Raw genomic sequence first — 19,754 nt, 5'->3', positions numbered from 1 at the left:
TTCAAAGCTTTCACAAAGGAAAACTCATGTCTGAGAACCTTGCTAAGACGATACAAGTCTTTCTGCCCTACACCTCGGTTATCCATCCAAAAACGAATAGCTTTGTTGCGAACGAATTGACAGGTTCTCATCGCCTCATCAATGGCTGCATATTGAGTTGTTTTCCCTTTAGCTTTAAACTCTAATACAATCATTTTATGTGGAAAACTCCTACGAAAATATTCTACCATAATCAAAGCCGTCCAAGAAGGACGGGGCTTTAGACCCTGTTTCTTGGTAATATCATGTTTGCTTAAACACTTATGATATCTTGGGGGTTGTTAATGGGTAATGGTCAAAAACCAAAAAATAGCCATTTCTTATACCCATATAGTCAATACACAGAGAAACAAGGCTTCAGTCCACTCCACAACCGCACCGTAGGTATCGCCGGTGTGTCCGCCTAATTTGTGGTTGAACCATGCACCTGTGAAGATAGCGATCGCACCGCCAGCAATCACCATCACCACCGGGACTAATAAACTGTGACCATTGCCTACCCAGAATAACCCACTGACCGCAAACATCAACAATAAACCTGGTAATAAATCTTTGTAATTACGAATCGCCTGCTTATGAAAAGCCCCCTTACCAGTGGGTTTGAGGTAAGGATAGATGGCGATCGCCACTTGTTGTCCCCAGCGTCCCCAGCCACAAGCCCCCATCAAAACCAGCCAACGACTTGACCCCATATCCGTTAAAGCCGCAGTCTTGAGTAAAAGAATGGCGATCGCACTCATCGCCCCAAAAGCACCTGTAGCACTATCCGCCATCACCTGCAACCGCCGTTCGCGATCGCCCACCGCCAAACCATCAGCCGTATCCATCGCCCCATCCAAATGTAACCCACCCGTAATCGCCATCCACAACCCCACCACCAACGCACTCCGAGTGAATACAGGCATCCCCAAATCACCCAAACCCCCATCAACCAACCCCAAAATCCCCCCAATCAACAACCCCACCATAGGCACAAAACGCGCCACACCTTGAAAATCCAACCCCTGCACATGAGGCAGAGGAATACTCGTGTAAAACAAAATACTTGCCCACAAACTCAACAACCACCTCACAACACCCCTCCGCGTTAAAAACCCTCTCCAGACCCTAACAAAAAAACCAAATCTTCCGTATACTTTTTGACCAGATACCCACAAACGAGGCCAGCCACATGGAACGCGCCATTTCTGCTTTAGGAATTTTAGTATTCATTGGTATATCCTATGCCATGTCTATACAGCGTGAGGCAGTACGTTGGCGAACAGTAGCCTGGGGCTTAGGTTTAGAATTTGTCTTTGCCTTAATAATTCTCAAAACACCTTGGGGATTGAACGTCTTTAAATCCTTGGGTGATATAGTCAGCAACTTTCTCTCATTCTCAGATGTAGGTGCAAAATTTGTCTTTGGCGATAACTTTAAGGATCATCTATTTGCCTTTCAGGTACTCCCAACAATTATCTTCTTTTCCGCCTTTATTAGCGTCACCTACCATTACGGCATCTTGCAAAGAATAGTCAATAGCTTGGCCTGGGTGATGATGAAGACGATGAAAACCTCTGGTTCCGAGTCTCTTTCTTGTGCTGGTAATATTTTTCTAGGGCCTACAGAATCAGCCCTGATGGTGAAACCCTACGTAGCCAACATGACCCTATCAGAACTCCATGCGGTGATGACTGGTGGATTTGCAACCATAGCTGGGGGTGTATTGGGCGCTTACCTTTCATTTGGAATACCCCCAGAACATTTAATTGCTGCCTTTTTCATGACCGCCCCCACATCATTAGTTGTATCAAAATTACTATATCCAGAAACGGAAATCTCCCAAACCGCCGGACAAGCGAAAATGGATGTAGAGACAAATTATGTCAACGTGATTGATGCTGCTACGAGTGGAGCAATTGACGGTGTGAAACTAGCAGTCAATGTCGGCGTAATGATTATCGCTTTTTTAGGATTACTCGCCGTAGTTAATGCCCTACTAGGATGGCTAGGTTCTTATATTGGTTTACCACAACTATCTTTAGAGTGGATTTTGTCTTTTATTATGGCTCCTGTGGCCTTTTTGATGGGTGTACCTTGGGCTGACTGCGCTCAAGTAGGGGCGCTACTAGGTAAAAAAACTATCCTCAATGAGTTTCTGGCTTATGTAGATTTAGGTAACTTAATTAAAACTGGCAAAATTTCGCAAAGAGGCGTAATTATTGCCACTTATGCCTTGTGTAACTTTGCAAATATTGGTTCAATTGGAATTACTATTGGTGGAATGACTGGTATGGCTCCCCATCGCCAACATGACTTCGCACGCCTGGGCGTGAGAACGATGATTGGCGGATTACTAGCAGGTTTTATCACCGCTTCTATTGCGGGAATGCTAATTTAGTTAAATAAGAAGCTAATTTTTTGATGAAAAATAATCGGCGTTGCTGAATCAAGATATGAATTTGTCTCACGCAAAGGCGCGAAGACACAAAGTTACAAAGAAATATCAAGCCTATTTTGGCATTTCATATTCCAATTCAGCAACGCCAAATAATCTAATTACTTGTAGTGGCTAGCAATAGCCAAGACAGTTAGGACATGAGGAAATGAAAAAACTAAGATAGCAAAAGACTTTTAACTCTGTCACCTGTCACCTGTCACCTGTCACCTGTCACCTGTTACCTGTCACCTGTCACCTGCTCTACTTTTTAACATACCCAAGTTGCCAATTTTGTGATTGCTGCAACTGATTTATTTTGCCTTGAAAAATCAGATTTAGGGCAATACGAGTGTTTAAATATCCCCGAACTAAATAATATCCTTGCTTACGAGGAATGCCAGCAATGACATTTTCCTCAACAGGAACCAGTCCCCCACAATGGATAGGTTCACCGGGTATTTTGAGTCTAAATAAATACTCGTATTGATAACCCTGGGGAATCTTAAATACAGCATATATATGATGCTGACCGCGCCAGGGTTGCAGAACTATTTTTTCAGGATATGTATAAAATTTAGCATTTTTTGTGGGAAAAAAACCATAGGGAGCATTGCAAGTGACAACAGGCGATCGCTCTAATTTATCTGAGACATAAGATACTCCCATGACACCAAATAAACTCAGCGCAAAGAATATGTAGAATAAAGACTTTTTTAGCACTTGTTGAGTCCCTACATTACTTCTTTTTGCTATTTTAACTAACGCAGTCTCTAGATAGAGATTTTCATAATTTTTGATTCCAAATATATAACTCAAGTTAGATTTACAAACATATAAATACCCACATATAATATACCACTGAATATCAGGATAAGTTTACTACAGGCTGCTGTGGAAAATTGACCCCTAAATTTATTGATGGGGATTTCCTTCTGCCTTCTTTAATTGGGTTTATTGGCTTTTGCTGGTATGGGTGGTAGTTTGATAGCCAAGCGGAAACAATCGTAGGAAATGTGAAAATTTAATTGCTATTTGAGAAGCGATCGCTCTCCTTTTGCTACATTAACAGGAGACATTTACAATCTAGCTAGATACTCGTGTAATAAATCACACAAGTCCTCTCTAGCCCCTAACCCCTATGGTATTTACTACACGCTTCTCTGATACTAAAAACCATTGGGCGAGTCTATTCATTGAAGCTTTAACAGCAAAGCGGATTTTGAATGGCTATCCTGATGGGACTTTTCGCCCCAATAACTCAGTTAACCGTGCTGAGTTCGCCGCTATAGTTGCAGCCGTATTTAATGTTTCCATCAAGCGCCAATACATCAACTTTACTGATATTCCCGCGAATTTTTGGGCGGCTGGTGCAATTAAAGAAGCTTACGAAACCGGATTTTTAAGTGGCTTCCCCGACAAAACATTCCGCCCCAGTAATCAAATTTCCAGGGGTGATGTGATAGTATCTCTGGCCAATGGTCTGGAAATGTCCAGCAAAATTAAACCAGATTTACTAGACAGATTACCGCAAATATATGAAGATGCAGCTAGTATTCCCGCTTATGGCAGAAATCAAATTGCGATCGCCACTAGTGCAGGTTTAGTTGCTAGCTTTCCCAATACCAAATTACTCAACTTCGGGAATGCAGCTACTCGTGCCGATGTGGCAGTAATTATCTATCAAGCTTTATTGTATCTCGGTCAGGTAGAAAAGATTCCCTCCGCTTATATAGTTGTACCATCCACATCCTCAGCAAATACTGTGCGGGTAAATCATCCCAGAGAGTTCCGGGGTGCTTGGATAACCACAGTGTGGAATAGTGACTGGCCTTCCAAAGCTGGACTGTCTACAACTCAACAGCAAAATGAACTAGTAGCAATTCTGACTCGCCTGCAAGAATTAAATTTCAACGCCATAATTTTGCAAGTGCGTCCAGAAGGGGATGCTTTGTATGCGTCTGAGTTAGAACCTTGGAGTGCTTGGTTGACAGGTACACAAGGCCAAGCCCCAGAACCATTGTATGATCCCTTGCAATTTGCGATCGCCGAAGCCCACAAACGCAACATAGAAGTCCACGCTTGGTTCAACCCCTACCGCGCCAAAACTAGCATCAAAAGTGGATCTAACGTTCGTCCCCATATAGCCGTAACTAATCCAGAAGTAGTTTATCAATGGGGTAATCAATTGTGGATGGACCCTGGGAGAAAAATTGTCCAAGATAGAGCTTACAACGTCATCATGGATGTTGTCCGCCGCTACGATATAGATGCAGTCCACCTAGACGACTATTTCTATCCCTATCCCATTCAAGGACAATCTTTTCCTGATAATAAAACCTACGCCGCCTATAAAGCAGCCGGTGGACAACTTAGCTTAAACGACTGGCGACGACAAAACGTCGATCAAATGGTGCTGCGTCTATCGCAAGGAATCAAAGCAACAAAACCTCATGTAAAATTTGGGATCAGTCCCTTCGGCATTTATCGCCCCGGACAACCACCAGGAATTACAGGCTTAGATGCCTATAGTGTATTGTACGCTGACTCCAAGAAATGGTTAGAGCAAGGCTGGGTAGATTACCTAGCACCTCAACTATACTGGCGTACTGACCAAACCCAGCAGAGTTATCCCGTGCTGTTAAAATGGTGGACAGAAATTAACTCTCAGCGACGACACATTTATGCAGGTAACAATATTGGACAACTTGATGGCAAAGCTTGGAAAAGTGAAGAGATAGAAAAGCAAGTCAAAATCAGCCGCAACCAAGCCACAGACTTATCACTAGGCAATATCTTCTTTAGCGTTGGTTCCATCATTGAAAATCGCCAAGACATCTCCGACACCTTCCAAAACTCGCTTTATGCCAAACCTGCCCTAGTACCTACAATGTCTTGGCGCAGTACCACAGCACCAGCGCCACCAAAAGAACTGCAAGTCAACAACCGCAGACTCAGTTGGCAACCTGGAGATAATCAACCCGTGCGTTCTTGGACACTTTACCGTCAAAGTGACTCTAATTGGACAATACAACGAGTGTTGTCAGCAGGTACAACATTCGCCACAGTCCAACCAGGAACCTATGCTGTATGTGCAGTAGATAGGTTAGCAAATGAGAGTCTAGGTGTAGTTATTAGGGTTAGTTGACAGGTGACAGGTGACAGGTGACAGTTATGATTAGCCTTCTGCCTCCTGCCTTCTGCCTTCTGAACTAATTACAAAAGTTATCTACTCTAATATCTCGCCAAATATCAGAAACTTGCCAGCCTGAGTTGCCCACAGACTGAGTTACAGGCTGATCTCGTAAAGGAATATAGTTAGGTTCTCTAATATCTAGATATACTTCTTTTTGTTCTTCAACAATCGGTTCTGGTGTATCCAGAGGATCAGGAGGCAGATTTTGTTCTTCTGTTTCCTCCATCATTTTTATCTTTTTCAGAACTAATTTTTCCGATTTTTTTATTAGCCGTATATCCATTGGTTTTTATGCCTTATATAGTGACAGAAAAAGGTTAATCTCAAGATTGATTTTTAGACACACTAGTACAGTTCTTCAAGAATCTGGAGAAAGATCCGTAATGAAGCTGATATAATGTCTAATGTTGTAAAAAATACTCAGGACAAACTAGAATACACTAAATTCAGGTAAAATAAAACTTATATGCTGAAAAATTTATAGAAACTTAGAAAAGTTGATGATCAAGGAATATATAATTGCACAAGACTCACTGCTAATTTCCAGAAGTTACCCCGATTCCCAATTTACCAGAGCCTGCGGCTAGGTTAACGCCCGTGTAGCAAGAGCTAATGTCAAGGCAATTAGGAAACTTTGATGCTGCCGAAGTTGGGTGATGTGCATCTTTTACCCTCTTTTGGAGAATTGGTGTCAGGCATTTTTTCAGAATAATCTTCATCTAAGAAAAAAATATTTATTCAATCATAGATAAAAATATCATGCCTGAATCATCAATAATGATGATTCATCTTACTTAACCAACCAAAAAGAATTTTATAGTAGTTGCCAGATAAATTAGGACATACAATAATTATAAAACCTCAAAAAAACAGCTTTTAATCCTGTCCCCTGTCTCCTACCATACTACAGCTTACTAGATTAAATTAACTTTTCTAACCGCCCATTTCACGTTAAGTTGACACCAAGGACAGTTGTGCGCCCATACAGATAATGGATGTGTTGCCAAGATTGTTTGAATTAGTTAGGACTTACGCAAGTGTCATAATCAAACTAACTGCAGGGTGCGTCAGTCTCAATCATTTCGTAGACATTCAAGGATTTTCTACATCTGACGCACCCTACCCCAACTGCCAGTTGCGTAAGTCCTGTTAGTATTAAATGCGTGACAACTTACAGTCGGGAACAGGTGAAAAGCGGAAAACCTCTGAAAATAAAAGTTTTAAGATTTGATGATATTTTCAGGGAACACCAAAAAATAAATTATCCCAGTTGACTGTTAGTAGGGTGCGTCAGTATCAATATTTTCTTGGTATGGTTAGGGTTTCTCTTACTGACGCACCCTAAATCTTGCATATTTTCAAAACTTACTTTTTTAAAATCTCCTGACCTGTGCCGCATCTAACACAGACAAGCTGTAAAAAATATGGCAGAATATTCTTGGTTGAGATAACAATGTCCGTAAGGCAAGGTGTGAGGAAGATGTCGCAGATATTGTGGAAAACGCTAGCATTAAGTCCGCTAGTTTTAGGATTAAATATGTTAGCTTCAGCTAACGCAGATGCTTTGGAAACAGTGGGAGCATCGCCAAATAAAACAGCACAGACAAATCTGTTAATTACTCAAGCAAAAACTGATGCAAATAACACCATAGAAACATTCAACAACGATAACAATGCTCTATCTCAAGTTACATCAGTTTCCCAATTTTCTGATGTACAGCCAACTGATTGGGCATTTGCTGCATTACAATCTCTAGTCGAACGTTATGGTTGTATTGCAGGCTATCCCAACGGTACTTATCGAGGTAATCGCGCTTTAACCCGGTATGAATTTGCCGCAGGTTTAAATGCTTGTTTGGATAGAGTTAATGAATTAATTGCCACAGCTACGGCTGATTTAGTCAGAAAAGAAGACCTAGCCACATTACAACGTTTACAAGAAGAATTTAGAGCCGAACTCGCAACTTTGCGAGGAAGAGTAGACGCGCTAGAAACACGTACAGCAGAGTTAGAAGCAAATCAATTTTCCACAACAACGAAACTGGTGGGAGAGGCAATTTTTGCCGTCACTGATACCTTTGGAAATGACGACGAAAACAACACTGTATTTCAAAATCGGGTAAGATTAAACTTTCAAACCAGTTTTACAGGTAAAGACACTCTCAATACACGTATTGCTAGCGGGAGCAATAATACGGGATTGCCATTAGCAAATGATACATCTGAGGGAACTCAAACTTTTAATCTATCCCCAGGCGGTAACAATGCTGTCATTGATTGGTTAGCTTATTACTTCCCTGTTGGTAACGCCCAAATTTACCTGGCTGCTACAGGTGGTATTCAAAGCGATTATGTACCTACTGTCAATCCTTTCTTTGAAGACTTCGACGGTGGAAATGGTGCTTTATCCACATTTGCCTCAGAAAGTCCCATCTATCGCATTGGTGGAGGTGCGGGTCTTGGGGTTAACTTAGTGCTTGGTAGTGGTAGCTTCAAACCTACCCTCACCTTGGGTTATTTAGCTTCAGAAGCGAATAATCCTAGTGCTGGTTCAGGTTTATTCGAGGGTAACTATGCAGCTTTAGGGCAATTGAAACTTGATGTAGGCGATCGCCTCACCGTAGCAGCAACCTACGTTAACGGCTATCATGGTGGAGGCAGCGCTTTATTTGATGCAGGTTTAGTAGGTAGCGCTGTAGTTGGTACTAGTCAAGCTAACTTTGTCGCAGGTGGAAACGCCTACTCCAGTAACTCCTACGGCTTTGAGGCTGCTTTCAGACCTAGTAGTCAACTCTCAATTAGTGGCTTTGTACTTTACAGCGATATTACAGGCTTTGGCAGTGGCGATGATGGGGAAGTTTGGAGTTACGGACTTGGTGTAGCTCTACCAGATTTTGGTAAAAAAGGCAACCTTTTAGGCATTTTTGCCGGCGCTCAACCATATCTAGGTAGTGTAGATGGTGATAGACCTTATCATGTAGAAGGGTTTTATAGATATCGCGTCAGTGACAATATTTCTATTACCCCTGGTGTGATTTGGTTAACCAATCCTGGCCAAGCTGATAGCGATGATGCCATAATTGGTACTTTAAGAACCACCTTCACTTTTTAACTCTTAAACAAGGTTTTGGGTAGGCATACAAATCTTACCCAAAGACTAACTTACAACAGGGGCATCTACCATTTTTTGGACATAACATTGACACATTTGCGTCAAAACTTTGTGGCGCATACACTGAATTTCTCAAGGTAGCTCTTGATTACTTCCTCAGCATATAGTACACTTGTACCTACACGAGAGAACTTTACAACCCCTGGTGAGCTATGGGGTTTTTTCTTGAAAATATGAGTAGTGCTGAGTGCTGAGTGAGGGAAAAAGTTAAAAGTCGAAAGTTAATAGTAAACTAGATAACTCATCCTGTTCAAAACTCAGCACTGGCTAAACACCCAACTACTGCACTTGAACACTACTCAGCACGTTGCTCAACGCCCCGCTACCGCTAACAGCACTACTGTAAAGAAGTTTTCGGTATGCTGATTTCTACTATTGATGAATACTAGCAAATTGTTTAGTCTTGTCTTGGGAAAGTGACTGTTTCGGTTTACGGTGATTCTCGATAATTTCCTCGACAACATTTCTGTAAACTTCAGCAAATTTATCTCTAGTATGGTTAGCTCTCGCATATTTCCATGCTTTGTGAGACATGATTTTTAATTGTTCAGCAGGTAAATGAGAAATTCTTCTCACTGTTGCTTTAATTTCTTCAATTGAACAATTATTTAAAATTGCACCAAAATCATAAACATCTACTCCAGTTTCATAGCTGATAATCGGAATTAACCCACTGTGTAAGCAAGTTATCACTCCACCTGATTGTCCCTCACAAGCCGAAGGATAAACAAGTCCCAAACAGTTTTTTGTTAGCTCTATATAATCAGGACTACTAACATCAACCCAACCATAGGTATGAATATTAGGTGTTTCATAAAGTTCTTTATAAAACGCCCTTTCAAATGCTTTATCATTACTAATTGGGCCACAAACAGTTAAATGAAACTCTGGCATTTGAGCAAAAGCATCTAAAACCAAATCTAATCCTTTAAGAACTAGAGCGCCGCTACCAAGCCACAAGAAATTCCTTTTGACATTTTCAAAGTCTTTGTCTTCTTGCCAAGGATAAACAACTGGTGTAGAAATGGGAACGCGATACATCGGTTTGTTAGCATAGCTAAATGTATTCACCGTGAAATCGTTTCCTAAAACAGTAGCACAATCTGCATTTTCAATTCCCAAATTAGGAACCTCATACCGTTGTGGACGTAAAGTAACACCTTTACGCTGTTGTAGCTCTAGAAGTCTATTACATTCAGCTGCATTGCGAAATATCATGTTAGCGATATCAACGTGCAAAATTTTCACGCAATCTGGATTGAGTAATGGTGAAAGTGCTTCTAAGCGATCGCGAATGTCAATAAAAAACGCATAGTCTTTCTGCGGAACAAATGTATCATTATGGAACTGGATAACATCTACGCTATAGCCAAGGTCTAAAAAGGTTTGTGCTATCTGCCGAACTTCCCAATACCAAGTATGATCGTTAGGGAGCGATTCACCGGGTTTTACAAGAAAAGGCTCAATCCGGTACGACAGAAGAACATTTCCCTGGGAAGGTTGTTGTGGTTTTAGTGAAAGCACTCTGTGAGTTTTGATATACTCAATGCGAGATTGTATTTTTTCAAATAAAAAATAAACAAGATTTTTGCCATTATTGATGTTTTTCAATATCATATTTTACTCCAAAATCATCGATTATTCCTAATTAAATTACTCACCACCATTGTGTGCATAACTTAATAATTTGGAAGGTGATGGATAAACTTTTACTTCGGGAATAGGCACGATAAATTGTCCGCCCCATTCACTAATAAATTTCATTTGTTCCATAATTTCTTCTTTAATATTCCAAGGTAAAATTAGTACATAATCTGGCTTGGTTTCACGGATCTTTTCTGGATGAAATATAGGAATATGAGTTCCCGGTAAAAATAATCCCTGCTTGTAAGGATTGCGATCTACCGTGTAATCAATAAAATCTTTATTAATCCCACAGTAATTTAATAAAGTATTACCTTTTGCAGGCGCACCATAAGCAACGATAGATTTATTCTGCTGTTTAGCTGTAACTAAAAAATTTATCAGCTTGAGCTTTGTTTGTTTAACTTTTTCTCCAAATGTAATGTATGTTTCTAGCCGATCTAATCCAGCAGCAATTTCCTTGGCTTTAAGTTGGGATACTCTTTCACTAATATTGGGTAACTCAGCATTATTATGTTTACCATAGATTCTCAAGGAACCGCCATGAGTTGGTAATTCTTCTACATCAAATAGTGTCAGATTATGGGCTGCAAAAATATTTTCCACGCAAAGGAAGGAAAAGTAAGAGAAATGTTCATGATAAATTGTGTCAAACTGATTTTGGTCTATTAACTGCAACAAATGGGGAAACTCCATTGTTAAAATTCCATTGGGCTTCAGCAGTATTTTTAAGCCAGTGATAAAATCATTCAATTCTGGTACATGAGCCAAAACATTATTACCTATTAACAGGTCGGCTTGTTTCTTTTGAGCAGCCAATTCTTGAGCAACTTCAGTTCCGAAAAATTCAGTAATAGTCGGAATACCTTTTTCAATAGCTACTTGCGCTGTATTTGCTGCTGGTTCTATACCTAAAACTGAAATACCTTTATCTTGAAAATATTGCAGTAAATATCCATCATTACTAGCAATTTCAATGACTTCAATGTGGGAATTAAAGTCAAATTTTTTCACAATTAATTCGGTGTAAGCTTTGGCGTGTTTTAGCCAACTGTCTGAGTAAGAAGAAAAGTAAGCGTAGTCTCCATCGCCAAAGATGTGATTTGGGGATTCAAACTCTTCTAGCTGAACTAAAAGGCATTTTTCACAAATGTATGTATGTAAAGGATAAAACTTTTCTGCCTGATGCAAATGTGGCGGACTGAGATAGTCGTTTGCTATTGGTGATATACCTAGATCAATGAAAGTATATTTTAATTGGTTGCCACAAAAACGACAATTACAGGTCATAACAGAGTCCCCTATCTAAGATTGTATCTGCTGATATTAAAATACGTTCAACAAAATGAATCACCGGGAAAATTTTAGGAAAAATATCGAGGTAGTTAACAAATGATGTAGTCAGATGTAAAGTTTGTCAAGGCTGATATTAAACATGAATTGACAAGCAATTTTCTATCAAAGCAATGATTTTATACCTGTAACAATGTTTATTACTGGGTGATGTTTTAATCTTTTGACTACAGAAAAGCTGAAAGCTAATTGTAAAAATAAAATGAAATCAATATGAGATAAATATGAGTATTAAACAGCCGAAACATAGGTATAGCAATGTAGATAACAGTTGCCAACTAATAGATTTTCTTATATAGTGATTATGTTTTGAAGGGGAGTAGCTGCTGGTCATAAATTAACCAGTCACCTGAATCAACATACTGGCGATCGCCTGGTTTGGGTAGCAAGATTTTATCAGTGCTTAGTCTAAGTATTTTGAACTAAGCACCTAACCTTGGAAAGCGAGACCTTCACTAAGTTCACATCTGCAAAGTGAGCTTGGTGAAGTATGTTTATACTCACAAGCTCACTCAGATTCTGGTTATTTCTTGGGCGTTCAGCACTCAGCAGTTTGTTATAGTGATTAAGCTTGCTTGTAAGATTTGTCTATGATAAGTTGCTAACTATAATACGGTAACTCGATAAAGTCATCGTATTTTATCATGAGTAGTCTAGAATTAATTACCTCCATTGCCAGCAAAACCTTTGACTCTATCAGGTTCTAGTAAATTTTGGGTTCTAGTCAGTGTAGGACTGGGAGTGTTCATGTCTACTCTAGATGTAGGCATTATTAACGTCGCCCTTCCTTCTATAGTGAAAGCTTTTGATACTACCTTTCCCACAGCTCAGTGGGCTGTCTTAGCCTACTCATTGGTGAGTTCTGGTCTAGTTTTAGGCGCAACCCGCTTGGGGGATATGTGGGGGAAAAAATCCCTCTACCAGACGGGACTGGCTGTATTTACCTTCAGTTCTTTTTTGTGTGGTCTTGCGCCTAGTATCGAGTGGCTCATAGCCTTTCGTGGGCTTCAGGGATTAGGTGCAGTATTTATTTCCGGGTTGGGTTTAGCAATTGTCACAGAAGTGTTTCCGGCGGCTGAACGAGGTCGGGCTGTGGGCATTATCGGCAGCTTGGTGTCCTTGGGTGTAGCCTTTGGGCCTTCCGTAGGTGGGCTGATATTGAGTTTTTTTGGCTGGCACACCATATTTTTAATTAATGTGCCATTAGGAATCATTGCTAGTATTTTAGTAGCGCGAGTAGTACCACCTTCTGTCCTTGCTGAAGGCAAACAAAAATTCGACCCCTTTGGCGCAATATTAGCTCTAGTGACTTTGGGTAGTTTTGGGTTAGGGATGACTTTTGGGCAAAGTCAAGGCTTTAACAGTTCCACCTTTTTATTATTACTATCTATTACTGCCTTCAGTTTTGTCACTTTTCTGGTGGTGGAATCAATTTTAGAATTTCCATTGGTTGAGCTAAAGCTGTTTCGCAACCTCCAAATGAGTATGGGTTTGCTGAGTGGCTGGCTAGCTTTTATCGTTATTACTGGTGCATTGTTAATTACTCCCTTTTTTTTGGAACGGGTTAAGCAATATCCCACAGCAAAAGCTGGGTTGCTTCTGGCTGTTTCACCTGTGCTGAGTGGGTTAATTGCTCCCATAGCTGGGATACTGAGCGATCGCTTTGGCGCTCGACGTATCAGTATCATAGGATTGGGTTTGATGATTGGTGGCTGTTTGGCTATTAGTACCTTCAATGTCCAAATCACAGAATTTGGTTACATCTCGCGCTACTTCATCTACGGTATTGGTTTAGGTCTATTCCAAGCCCCCAACAATACAACAGTGTTAGCCTCTGCACCTAGAGAACATCTGGGCATCGCTTCTGGATTACTTTCATTATCACGCACCGCCGGCGGTACAGTAGGAGTCCCATTGATGGGTGCAGTATTTGGGGCAATTATCGGCAGTGTTACAGGTGGCGTAGATGCGGCGGTTGCTTCTCCTGAAGCTGTTGTTGTGGGCTTTCAAGGAACATTCCGCCTAGCAGCAATCATCCTATCTGTTGCAGCCATTGCATCTGTAATTAGGTTACGCAGTAGTGATAGAGACTAGGATGATGGTGAATCCTGCCTCTGCCTTCTCCCATCTCCACACTACATTACTTCACAAGATGGGATTTTCAAACAAACTTAAAGCGAGAATAAAATCCATAATAAAAATTGCTACCCAAGTGGTGACAACAGCAGTTTTTGTTGACTCACCTACTTCTTTAGCTCCTCCTTTTGTAGTTAACCCCCAACTACAACCATTAATAGAAATAATAGCTCCAAAAATTATGCCTTTTAACACAAGAATGTATAAATCAGATGGTGCTAAAAAATCTCTCACTGAGTCTAAAAATACTTCTGGCTCAACATGATAAAGTTGAAACGCCACGAAAAGACCACCAATTATCCCAGTCGTTAAAGCAAAAATTATCATAATGGGCATCATGACACAGCAAGCAATGACTCTAGGCAGTATGAGATAATCAACTGGGTCAGTTTTTAGCATATAAAGCGCATCAATTTGTTCTGTAACTCGCATTGCACCAATTTCTGCTGTAAAAGCAGAGCCTACTTGTCCGGCAATAATGCTAGCAGTTAAAATTGGGGCTAACTCTCGGCAAAAAGCTAAAGCAAAAGCTCCTCCTACAGTATTTACAGCGCCAAATTTTACTAATTCTCTGGCTGTTTGAATAGTAAAAATCATCCCCGCAAATAGATTAACAAGCAACACGGGAGAAATAGAATTTGGGCCTGCGGTTTCCATGTGTCTAAAAATTTCCCGATAGTAAGTTTTTCCTTGAACTATATGTACTAAAACTTGTCCCAAGAGGAATATCGATAAAAAACAGCGTCCAATCCATGAGTTATCTAATTTTCTTTTTGGTTGCAACTTTATGATCCTTAAACTAATAGTTGTTCCTTTTCCCCTTTCCCCCACTCCCCATCCCAATGCTACGATCTGGATAGCCTTTATACAGACCTAACCTGAAATGGCTTCTGATTTCGCTGGTTCCATGATTCTTGATACAGCACTTTCTGTATCTGGGTTAACAGATTATCTGCGCTTGCTGTTGGAAAATGATGAACAACTGCGGCAAGTTTGGATCGTTGGGGAAGTTTCTAGTGCTAATAATCATCGCAGTGGATTATTTTTTACATTACAAGACCCTGATGGTACAGCAGCAATTAAGTGTGTTGTCTGGAGTGGTCAAATAGCGAAGCTGGCACAATTACCTGTCGCAGGTGAACAAATTATAGTGTTGGGTAGTATCCGCCTGTATCCGCAAAGGGGGGAATATCAATTAACAGTATGGCAAGCTTTGCCTGCGGGGTTGGGTTTACAAGCGCTGCGTTATCAACAACTCAAAAATCGCTTGCTGGCGGAGGGGTTGTTTGATCCCCAAAGAAAGCGATCGCTTCCTATACATCCCCAAACTATCGCTGTGGTCACTTCACCAACGGCGGCGGCTTGGGGTGATATTCAAAAAACTCTCAAACATCGATATCCAGGGTTACAGGTTTTATTTTCCCCGGCGACAGTGCAAGGTGAACAAGCACCAGAATCTATCGTTAAGGCGATCGCCAGGGTAGAACGGGATGGACGCGCCCAGGTGCTAATCTTATCACGGGGTGGCGGTGCGGTTGAGGAATTGGCTTGCTTTAATGATGAGCGGGTAGTCCGGGCTGTGGCTGATTGTTCCATCCCTGTGGTGACGGGGATCGGTCATCAACGAGATGAGTCTTTGGTAGATTTGGTGGCAGATGTCTGCGTACATACACCAACGGCAGCCGCAGAAACGGTTGTACCATCATTGGCAGAGTTATATAATCTGCATCGGCAGCGAGTAGCGGCTTTACACGAAGTTTTACTTTATTCTCAAACATCGGCGGAAAATGATCTGCAAAGATTACGCCAGCGTTTGCTAAATCTGCGCTTGGATAAGCAGTTGCAACAAGAAGCACAAAAGTTAACTTGGCAGCGTCAACAATTGTTACAGTTAACTTTGGGGCGATCGCAGCAAGCCAAGCAGCACTTACAACTGTTACGAGAAAAATTAATCAGTCTTGACCCGAAAGCGGTGTTACAGCGTGGCTATGCAGTGGTGAGACAGGAAAATGGGGCGATCGCGCGGACTGCGGCTGAACTAGCTGTGGGCGATGAATTGTTGATTCAACTTTCACAAGGTGAGGTTAAAGTCAAGGTGATATAGGAACAGTATTTGATTTTGGAAAAAGTCGGCAACAAATTTGAATTATTTTTACCCGTAAAAAAATGCCAATCTGGCTGAATTAGACGCAAGAAACTAGTATTCTGTACTTTAGGTAACTGTTTGGTAATTTGTTTTGCTTGGCGAAGTTAGTGTCTGGAGTTTAAGAAATGGTGATAAATTTTCCATATTCTCACTGCACTACTCAAAAGTTAAAAAACCATATTTATCTCTGTTAAAGGTGCAGTTTTCCAGTGATAATTACTGCTAATAATTAAACTATCAAGTTAAAAGCTAGTCAAATAAACTTCATTTTTCAGTGCATTGCAAATATTCTACTTGAGCGAATTAAACGACTTTTTGCGAATTGTTTCAATTTGTATGGCAATCAGCTAATCTCAGCAAAATGGTAACGCTAGATAGATTAAAATAAAACGCTAACCATAAAATACGGATAGCAAGAGACACTCAAGGCTATAACCTGTACTTTATTGAAAACCATTATGAGATACCCCATCCATTCTTCTGGGTCTAGTTTTCAGAATACAATGACTACTGAACAATTAAATCAGATAATTGAAGCAATTACTGATGGGAGATATTCCTGGGCTTGTGTATTAATTTTGCGTTTCATTGGCTACAACCCACTTCACTTTATACCTCAACGGACTTATAGCCGGATATTAAAAGAGAATAGACAAGTTACAAGCAATCAAGCAAATACAACAGAATTAAAAATACCCTGTGGACAGGCTGCTACAGGTGTTGGTAGAGATAACTAAAACACTGGGAATTTCAGGCTGTTTTGTGTTCCCTATCCCCTGTTATATGTCTTCGTTGATGCCATTGCCAAGCGTGAGTGATAATTTCATGCAAATTGGGTATTGAGGTGGCGAAGCTAATTTTATCTGTACTTTATCAATACTACCAACTAAAATCGGTGGATCACTCGGCGATCGCGCTCTATAGTTTTGATATCTTTCCCTGTAACAAGCTTGGCAGTTTCTATCACTTCCCGCACGGAAAACTATTCCCATTTCCTAAGTTAAATACAACACTTTCTCCCCCGTTGAGTACATATTGCAAAGCCAGAATATGGGCTTGCGCCAAATCATTCACATGAATGTAATGTCGGATATAAGTGCCATCTGGGTAGGGTCATCAGTGTTAGAGATGAAAACTGTTGATATAGGAATCTGATTTGATTTCTAAATAAATCTCAGTAATTGTAGGGCGCTGCACTGCCCACCAAAGATATGATACTGTATGCAATGCCCTACGCCACTTGCGCGATTGCCGATTTAGAAGTATCGAGAAACCTGATAATAGGAAATTTAGAGTTCCACAAGAACGATACCTGCGGCGAACATAGCGTATGCACTCATCTAGCTCGTTCCTATTGTGCAACGTCGGTTTTGACGGTGAGTTGTTCATGCGGTGGGGCATGAATTTTTGTCGTTAGATTGTGCAGGTTTATGACAACCAGAGCCTACCAAGAGCTTCATGTTGCTAAAAAGCTACACATTATTTAATCTGTAGCGTTCCCAACCTCTGCTCCAGAGGGAGATGTACCGCAGGCGATAAATTCTTTCTATGGATGTTCATATAGAAGTGAATAGCAGCTAATGCTTAAAGTCACTTGACTAGCATCTATCTTAGGATATAAATGTAATGTGCATCAAGTAATTGGTTAATAAGTGGCAAAAATCTTCTTATTGATCATAGTCATGATTTTTGAAGACCTAATTATCGACCTTATTAGAGGACTATGAAGCCATTCAAAATTCTTAGCCTAGATGGTGGTGGTATCCGTGGAGTTTTATCCGCAACACTTCTTGAGGAAGTAGAGAGGATAGTAAGAGAAAAGAAGGGACAGGAACTCCATGAATATTTCGACTTAATTGCCGGTACTTCTACTGGCTCAATTTTGGCTGCCGGGATTGCTTGTCAGATGAATGCCAAGGAAATGACTCGTCTTTACCTGCAACAGGGACAAAATATCTTCCTCAAGTCAGTATATGAGCAACGCAAATGGAGAAAGCTCAGTCAAATTTTCGGATTTTTCGGAGATTATGTGTTATATCCCCACGAATACGGAGAGCAGGGATTGTCTAAAGTATTGGAAAAAGAATTACGTGCATCTCCTGTGGGTAAAAAGTTGGGTAAATGTCCCACAATGGCAGAGATTAAGGAACATACCACAAACCAACTGTTGATTCTTGCTTATGATGTGTTATCCCGAAACACAACCTGGTTTGCCAATGATGACAAAGAAGAATGGTACTATAATAACGAACTCTGGAAAATATGCACTGCCTCGGCTTCAGCACCAACGTTTTTCCCTCCTTACAAATTCTCCTATAAGAATTCCCCGGATGTTCTCCCTCACATTGATGGTGGAGTAGCTGCAAATAACCCAGAATTGGCGGCGGTAGCTCATGCTTTATCTATGACGACAGAGGATCAAACCAAGCCGGAAATACAACAAATTGCCGTTCTTTCGGTTGGCACAGGTCAAACAACTTCTGCTTATGACTACGAGAAAGTCAAAAAATGGGGGTTACTAGACTGGGTAAGTCATCTTCCTGATATTTTTCTAGATCCTGGAGCGGAAAATTCACACTATGTTGCTTGTCGTATGTTTATGGGAATACGCTGTGAAAATCGTCTGCGTTTGAATTTTGAACTTAACAAGCAGTTTGAATCAAAGCGGGAACCCGGTAGGCTGCGTAAACAGCTAAAAACACCCTATAATGAATACATTGAAAAAAAGACGGGGCAGAAGAAAGAAATTAACGAAGAGATTGACAATCCTGAAAATTGTCGAGACCTGATAGAGGCTGCCAAATGTTATCTTGAATACGGAATCATAAAAAATTATCCGAGCAAAGGAAAAGACATTTCAGTTCGAGAGGCAATTGAACATTTTATTGATTGTCATTAAGTGCGATCGCCCAAGGCAGGGTTTCTTTCAGGGTATCTTTAGCAAAGAACCGGGATTAACTGGGTAAACCTCTAGCAAAAAGCGATCGCCTTCCATGATCGTCAGTTGAAAATCATCTACAGCTTTACTCAGAGTAAATATACCATAAGGTATAAAGGTTTTCTCCATTTCATTCTCAAGCTAGCCCGCGCCCTACTTACCTATCAAGCCATCGCTTTTCTGATTTGTGGAAGGCGATCGCTTCGTTATATGAGTAATGGTAGGATAATTTTCATCTATGTATGCCAGATAAAGATATAGCAGGGGACAGGTTATAGGGGACTCTTGTCAGGGCTGAAAGCCTTTGAAATTAAAGGTTTTAAAATTGTATGATGTCCTAACTTATGCTTCGACTGCTATATATTTCATAATATTGTTAAAACGGCCCTCGAAAAAGATAAATGGACAATTACTAACGGGCATCTATTTATTTAAGTTGAGGAAGTTGTAATTATTTTAGCTGAAGACAATAGTAGGGTGCGTCAGATGTGGAAAATACCTTGATCTGTTCCAAATTATTGCTGCTGACGCAACCTACAGTTAGTTTGATGATAACTTGTTCATCAAGCGATCGCAGATCGTACCGCTCCACCCATCGCACATTTGAGGAGTATTGCCGCGCTAGGTTTGCATACACTCACCGCCGCGTGAATTATCTCATAGCTGGTTCTGTTGTATTTGACAACATAGTAATGGTAGCCAATGGACATGATT

The 19,754-nt window shown here is 40.7% G+C and carries 17 protein-coding genes and 2 pseudogenes; 9 read left to right on the top strand and 10 right to left on the bottom strand.

The window, feature by feature from the left end:
• Both H6G83_RS27005 and cobS read right to left on the bottom strand, forming a co-directional pair.
• Positions 1-194: pseudogene (locus H6G83_RS27005) on the bottom strand (hypothetical protein); the annotation flags it as partial.
• 165 nt (positions 195-359) lie between these two features.
• Positions 360-1,112, bottom strand: a complete 753-nt coding sequence (cobS, locus tag H6G83_RS27000) for an adenosylcobinamide-GDP ribazoletransferase (RefSeq protein WP_190477774.1) — start codon at positions 1,110-1,112, stop codon at positions 360-362.
• A gap of 98 nt (positions 1,113-1,210) precedes the next feature.
• On the opposite strand from cobS, the gene H6G83_RS26995 reads away from it, so the two are divergent.
• Positions 1,211-2,419 (top strand): NupC/NupG family nucleoside CNT transporter, encoded by a 1,209-nt coding sequence (locus H6G83_RS26995; protein ID WP_190477772.1) that lies wholly within the window; start codon positions 1,211-1,213, stop codon positions 2,417-2,419.
• 300 nt (positions 2,420-2,719) lie between these two features.
• Here H6G83_RS26995 and H6G83_RS26990 read toward each other — a convergent pair whose 3' ends face one another.
• Positions 2,720-3,178, bottom strand: a complete 459-nt coding sequence (locus tag H6G83_RS26990; RefSeq protein WP_313937134.1) for a hypothetical protein — start codon at positions 3,176-3,178, stop codon at positions 2,720-2,722.
• Positions 3,179-3,596: 418 nt separating this feature from the next.
• On the opposite strand from H6G83_RS26990, the gene H6G83_RS26985 reads away from it, so the two are divergent.
• Positions 3,597-5,603 carry a glycoside hydrolase family 10 protein gene (locus H6G83_RS26985; protein ID WP_190477770.1) on the top strand — a complete coding sequence of 669 codons (2,007 nt, stop codon included), beginning with the start codon at positions 3,597-3,599 and terminating at the stop codon, positions 5,601-5,603.
• 64 nt (positions 5,604-5,667) lie between these two features.
• On the opposite strand, the gene H6G83_RS26980 is transcribed toward H6G83_RS26985, so the two are convergent.
• Positions 5,668-5,934 (bottom strand): hypothetical protein, encoded by a 267-nt coding sequence (locus H6G83_RS26980; protein WP_190477767.1) that lies wholly within the window; start codon positions 5,932-5,934, stop codon positions 5,668-5,670.
• Between the two features lie 1,197 nt (positions 5,935-7,131).
• Here H6G83_RS26980 and H6G83_RS26975 point away from each other — a divergent pair.
• Positions 7,132-8,763, top strand: a complete 1,632-nt coding sequence (locus tag H6G83_RS26975; RefSeq protein WP_190477782.1) for an iron uptake porin — start codon at positions 7,132-7,134, stop codon at positions 8,761-8,763.
• A 432-nt stretch (positions 8,764-9,195) separates the two neighbouring features.
• Here the strand turns inward: H6G83_RS26975 and H6G83_RS26970 are convergent, their stop codons facing one another.
• A complete protein-coding gene (locus H6G83_RS26970) occupies positions 9,196-10,440 on the bottom strand; it encodes a glycosyltransferase family protein (RefSeq protein WP_190477766.1) in 1,245 nt (414 codons plus the stop codon).
• A gap of 36 nt (positions 10,441-10,476) precedes the next feature.
• Positions 10,477-11,757, bottom strand: coding sequence for a class I SAM-dependent methyltransferase (locus H6G83_RS26965; RefSeq protein WP_190477764.1), 1,281 nt, complete (start codon positions 11,755-11,757; stop codon positions 10,477-10,479).
• Between the two features lie 735 nt (positions 11,758-12,492).
• Between H6G83_RS26965 and H6G83_RS26960 the strand changes: the two genes are divergently transcribed.
• Complete coding sequence (locus H6G83_RS26960) at positions 12,493-13,914, top strand: DHA2 family efflux MFS transporter permease subunit (RefSeq protein WP_277876435.1); 1,422 nt, start codon at positions 12,493-12,495, stop codon at positions 13,912-13,914.
• 51 nt (positions 13,915-13,965) lie between these two features.
• Here H6G83_RS26960 and H6G83_RS26955 read toward each other — a convergent pair whose 3' ends face one another.
• Complete coding sequence (locus tag H6G83_RS26955; protein ID WP_190477761.1) at positions 13,966-14,739, bottom strand: MlaE family ABC transporter permease; 774 nt, start codon at positions 14,737-14,739, stop codon at positions 13,966-13,968.
• 100 nt (positions 14,740-14,839) lie between these two features.
• Here H6G83_RS26955 and xseA point away from each other — a divergent pair, with 100 nt between their 5' ends.
• Together xseA and H6G83_RS26945 are read left to right on the top strand one after the other, a co-directional pair.
• Complete coding sequence (gene xseA / locus H6G83_RS26950) at positions 14,840-16,060, top strand: exodeoxyribonuclease VII large subunit (protein ID WP_190477759.1); 1,221 nt, start codon at positions 14,840-14,842, stop codon at positions 16,058-16,060.
• Between the two features lie 545 nt (positions 16,061-16,605).
• Positions 16,606-16,839 (top strand): HetP family heterocyst commitment protein, encoded by a 234-nt coding sequence (locus H6G83_RS26945; RefSeq protein WP_242044844.1) that lies wholly within the window; start codon positions 16,606-16,608, stop codon positions 16,837-16,839.
• 13 nt (positions 16,840-16,852) lie between these two features.
• Here the strand turns inward: H6G83_RS26945 and H6G83_RS26940 are convergent.
• A pseudogene (locus H6G83_RS26940) lies at positions 16,853-17,215 on the bottom strand (NAD-dependent epimerase/dehydratase family protein); the annotation flags it as partial.
• Positions 17,216-17,313: 98 nt separating this feature from the next.
• Between H6G83_RS26940 and H6G83_RS26935 the strand changes: the two are divergent.
• Positions 17,314-17,505: a hypothetical protein gene (locus H6G83_RS26935; RefSeq protein ID WP_190477756.1), complete on the top strand. Its 192-nt coding sequence runs from the start codon at positions 17,314-17,316 to the stop codon at positions 17,503-17,505.
• 320 nt (positions 17,506-17,825) lie between these two features.
• Entirely contained in the window at positions 17,826-19,001 is a 1,176-nt protein-coding gene (locus H6G83_RS26930; RefSeq protein WP_190477754.1) for a patatin-like phospholipase family protein, read from the top strand.
• A 27-nt stretch (positions 19,002-19,028) separates the two neighbouring features.
• Here H6G83_RS26930 and H6G83_RS26925 read toward each other — a convergent pair whose 3' ends face one another.
• Entirely contained in the window at positions 19,029-19,169 is a 141-nt protein-coding gene (locus H6G83_RS26925) for a hypothetical protein (protein ID WP_190477752.1), read from the bottom strand.
• Between the two features lie 231 nt (positions 19,170-19,400).
• Here H6G83_RS26925 and H6G83_RS36460 point away from each other — a divergent pair, with 231 nt between their 5' ends.
• Positions 19,401-19,475, top strand: a complete 75-nt coding sequence (locus tag H6G83_RS36460; RefSeq protein ID WP_190477780.1) for an element excision factor XisH family protein — start codon at positions 19,401-19,403, stop codon at positions 19,473-19,475.
• 128 nt (positions 19,476-19,603) lie between these two features.
• Here the strand turns inward: H6G83_RS36460 and H6G83_RS26915 are convergent, their stop codons facing one another.
• On the bottom strand, positions 19,604-19,750 hold the full coding sequence (locus tag H6G83_RS26915; RefSeq protein ID WP_190477750.1) for a hypothetical protein: 147 nt from the start codon (positions 19,748-19,750) through the stop codon (positions 19,604-19,606).
• Positions 19,751-19,754 lie beyond the last annotated feature (4 nt).

Source organism: Anabaena azotica FACHB-119 (assembly GCF_014697625.1).
GTDB classification, from domain to species: Bacteria; Cyanobacteriota; Cyanobacteriia; order Cyanobacteriales; family Nostocaceae; genus Trichormus; species Trichormus azoticus_A.
Note: the sequence above shows the minus strand (reverse complement) of the source record. Positions and strands in the feature narration are given on the sequence as shown.

Bases quoted from the DNA above. Each gene is read 5' to 3' on its own strand.
- xseA (WP_190477759.1), top strand. From the start codon at position 14,840: ATGGCTTCTGATTTCGCTGGTTCCATGATTCTTGATACAGCACTTTCT.
- H6G83_RS26975 (WP_190477782.1), top strand. From the start codon at position 7,132: ATGTCGCAGATATTGTGGAAAACGCTAGCATTAAGTCCGCTAGTTTTA.
- H6G83_RS26930 (WP_190477754.1), top strand. From the start codon at position 17,826: ATGAAGCCATTCAAAATTCTTAGCCTAGATGGTGGTGGTATCCGTGGA.
- H6G83_RS26970 (WP_190477766.1), bottom strand. From the start codon at position 10,440: ATGATATTGAAAAACATCAATAATGGCAAAAATCTTGTTTATTTTTTA.
- H6G83_RS26945 (WP_242044844.1), top strand. From the start codon at position 16,606: ATGACTACTGAACAATTAAATCAGATAATTGAAGCAATTACTGATGGG.
- H6G83_RS26980 (WP_190477767.1), bottom strand. From the start codon at position 5,934: ATGGATATACGGCTAATAAAAAAATCGGAAAAATTAGTTCTGAAAAAG.
- H6G83_RS26985 (WP_190477770.1), top strand. From the start codon at position 3,597: ATGGTATTTACTACACGCTTCTCTGATACTAAAAACCATTGGGCGAGT.
- H6G83_RS26935 (WP_190477756.1), top strand. From the start codon at position 17,314: ATGATACTGTATGCAATGCCCTACGCCACTTGCGCGATTGCCGATTTA.
- H6G83_RS26915 (WP_190477750.1), bottom strand. From the start codon at position 19,750: ATGTCCATTGGCTACCATTACTATGTTGTCAAATACAACAGAACCAGC.
- H6G83_RS26965 (WP_190477764.1), bottom strand. From the start codon at position 11,757: ATGACCTGTAATTGTCGTTTTTGTGGCAACCAATTAAAATATACTTTC.
- H6G83_RS26925 (WP_190477752.1), bottom strand. From the start codon at position 19,169: ATGGAGAAAACCTTTATACCTTATGGTATATTTACTCTGAGTAAAGCT.
- H6G83_RS26995 (WP_190477772.1), top strand. From the start codon at position 1,211: ATGGAACGCGCCATTTCTGCTTTAGGAATTTTAGTATTCATTGGTATA.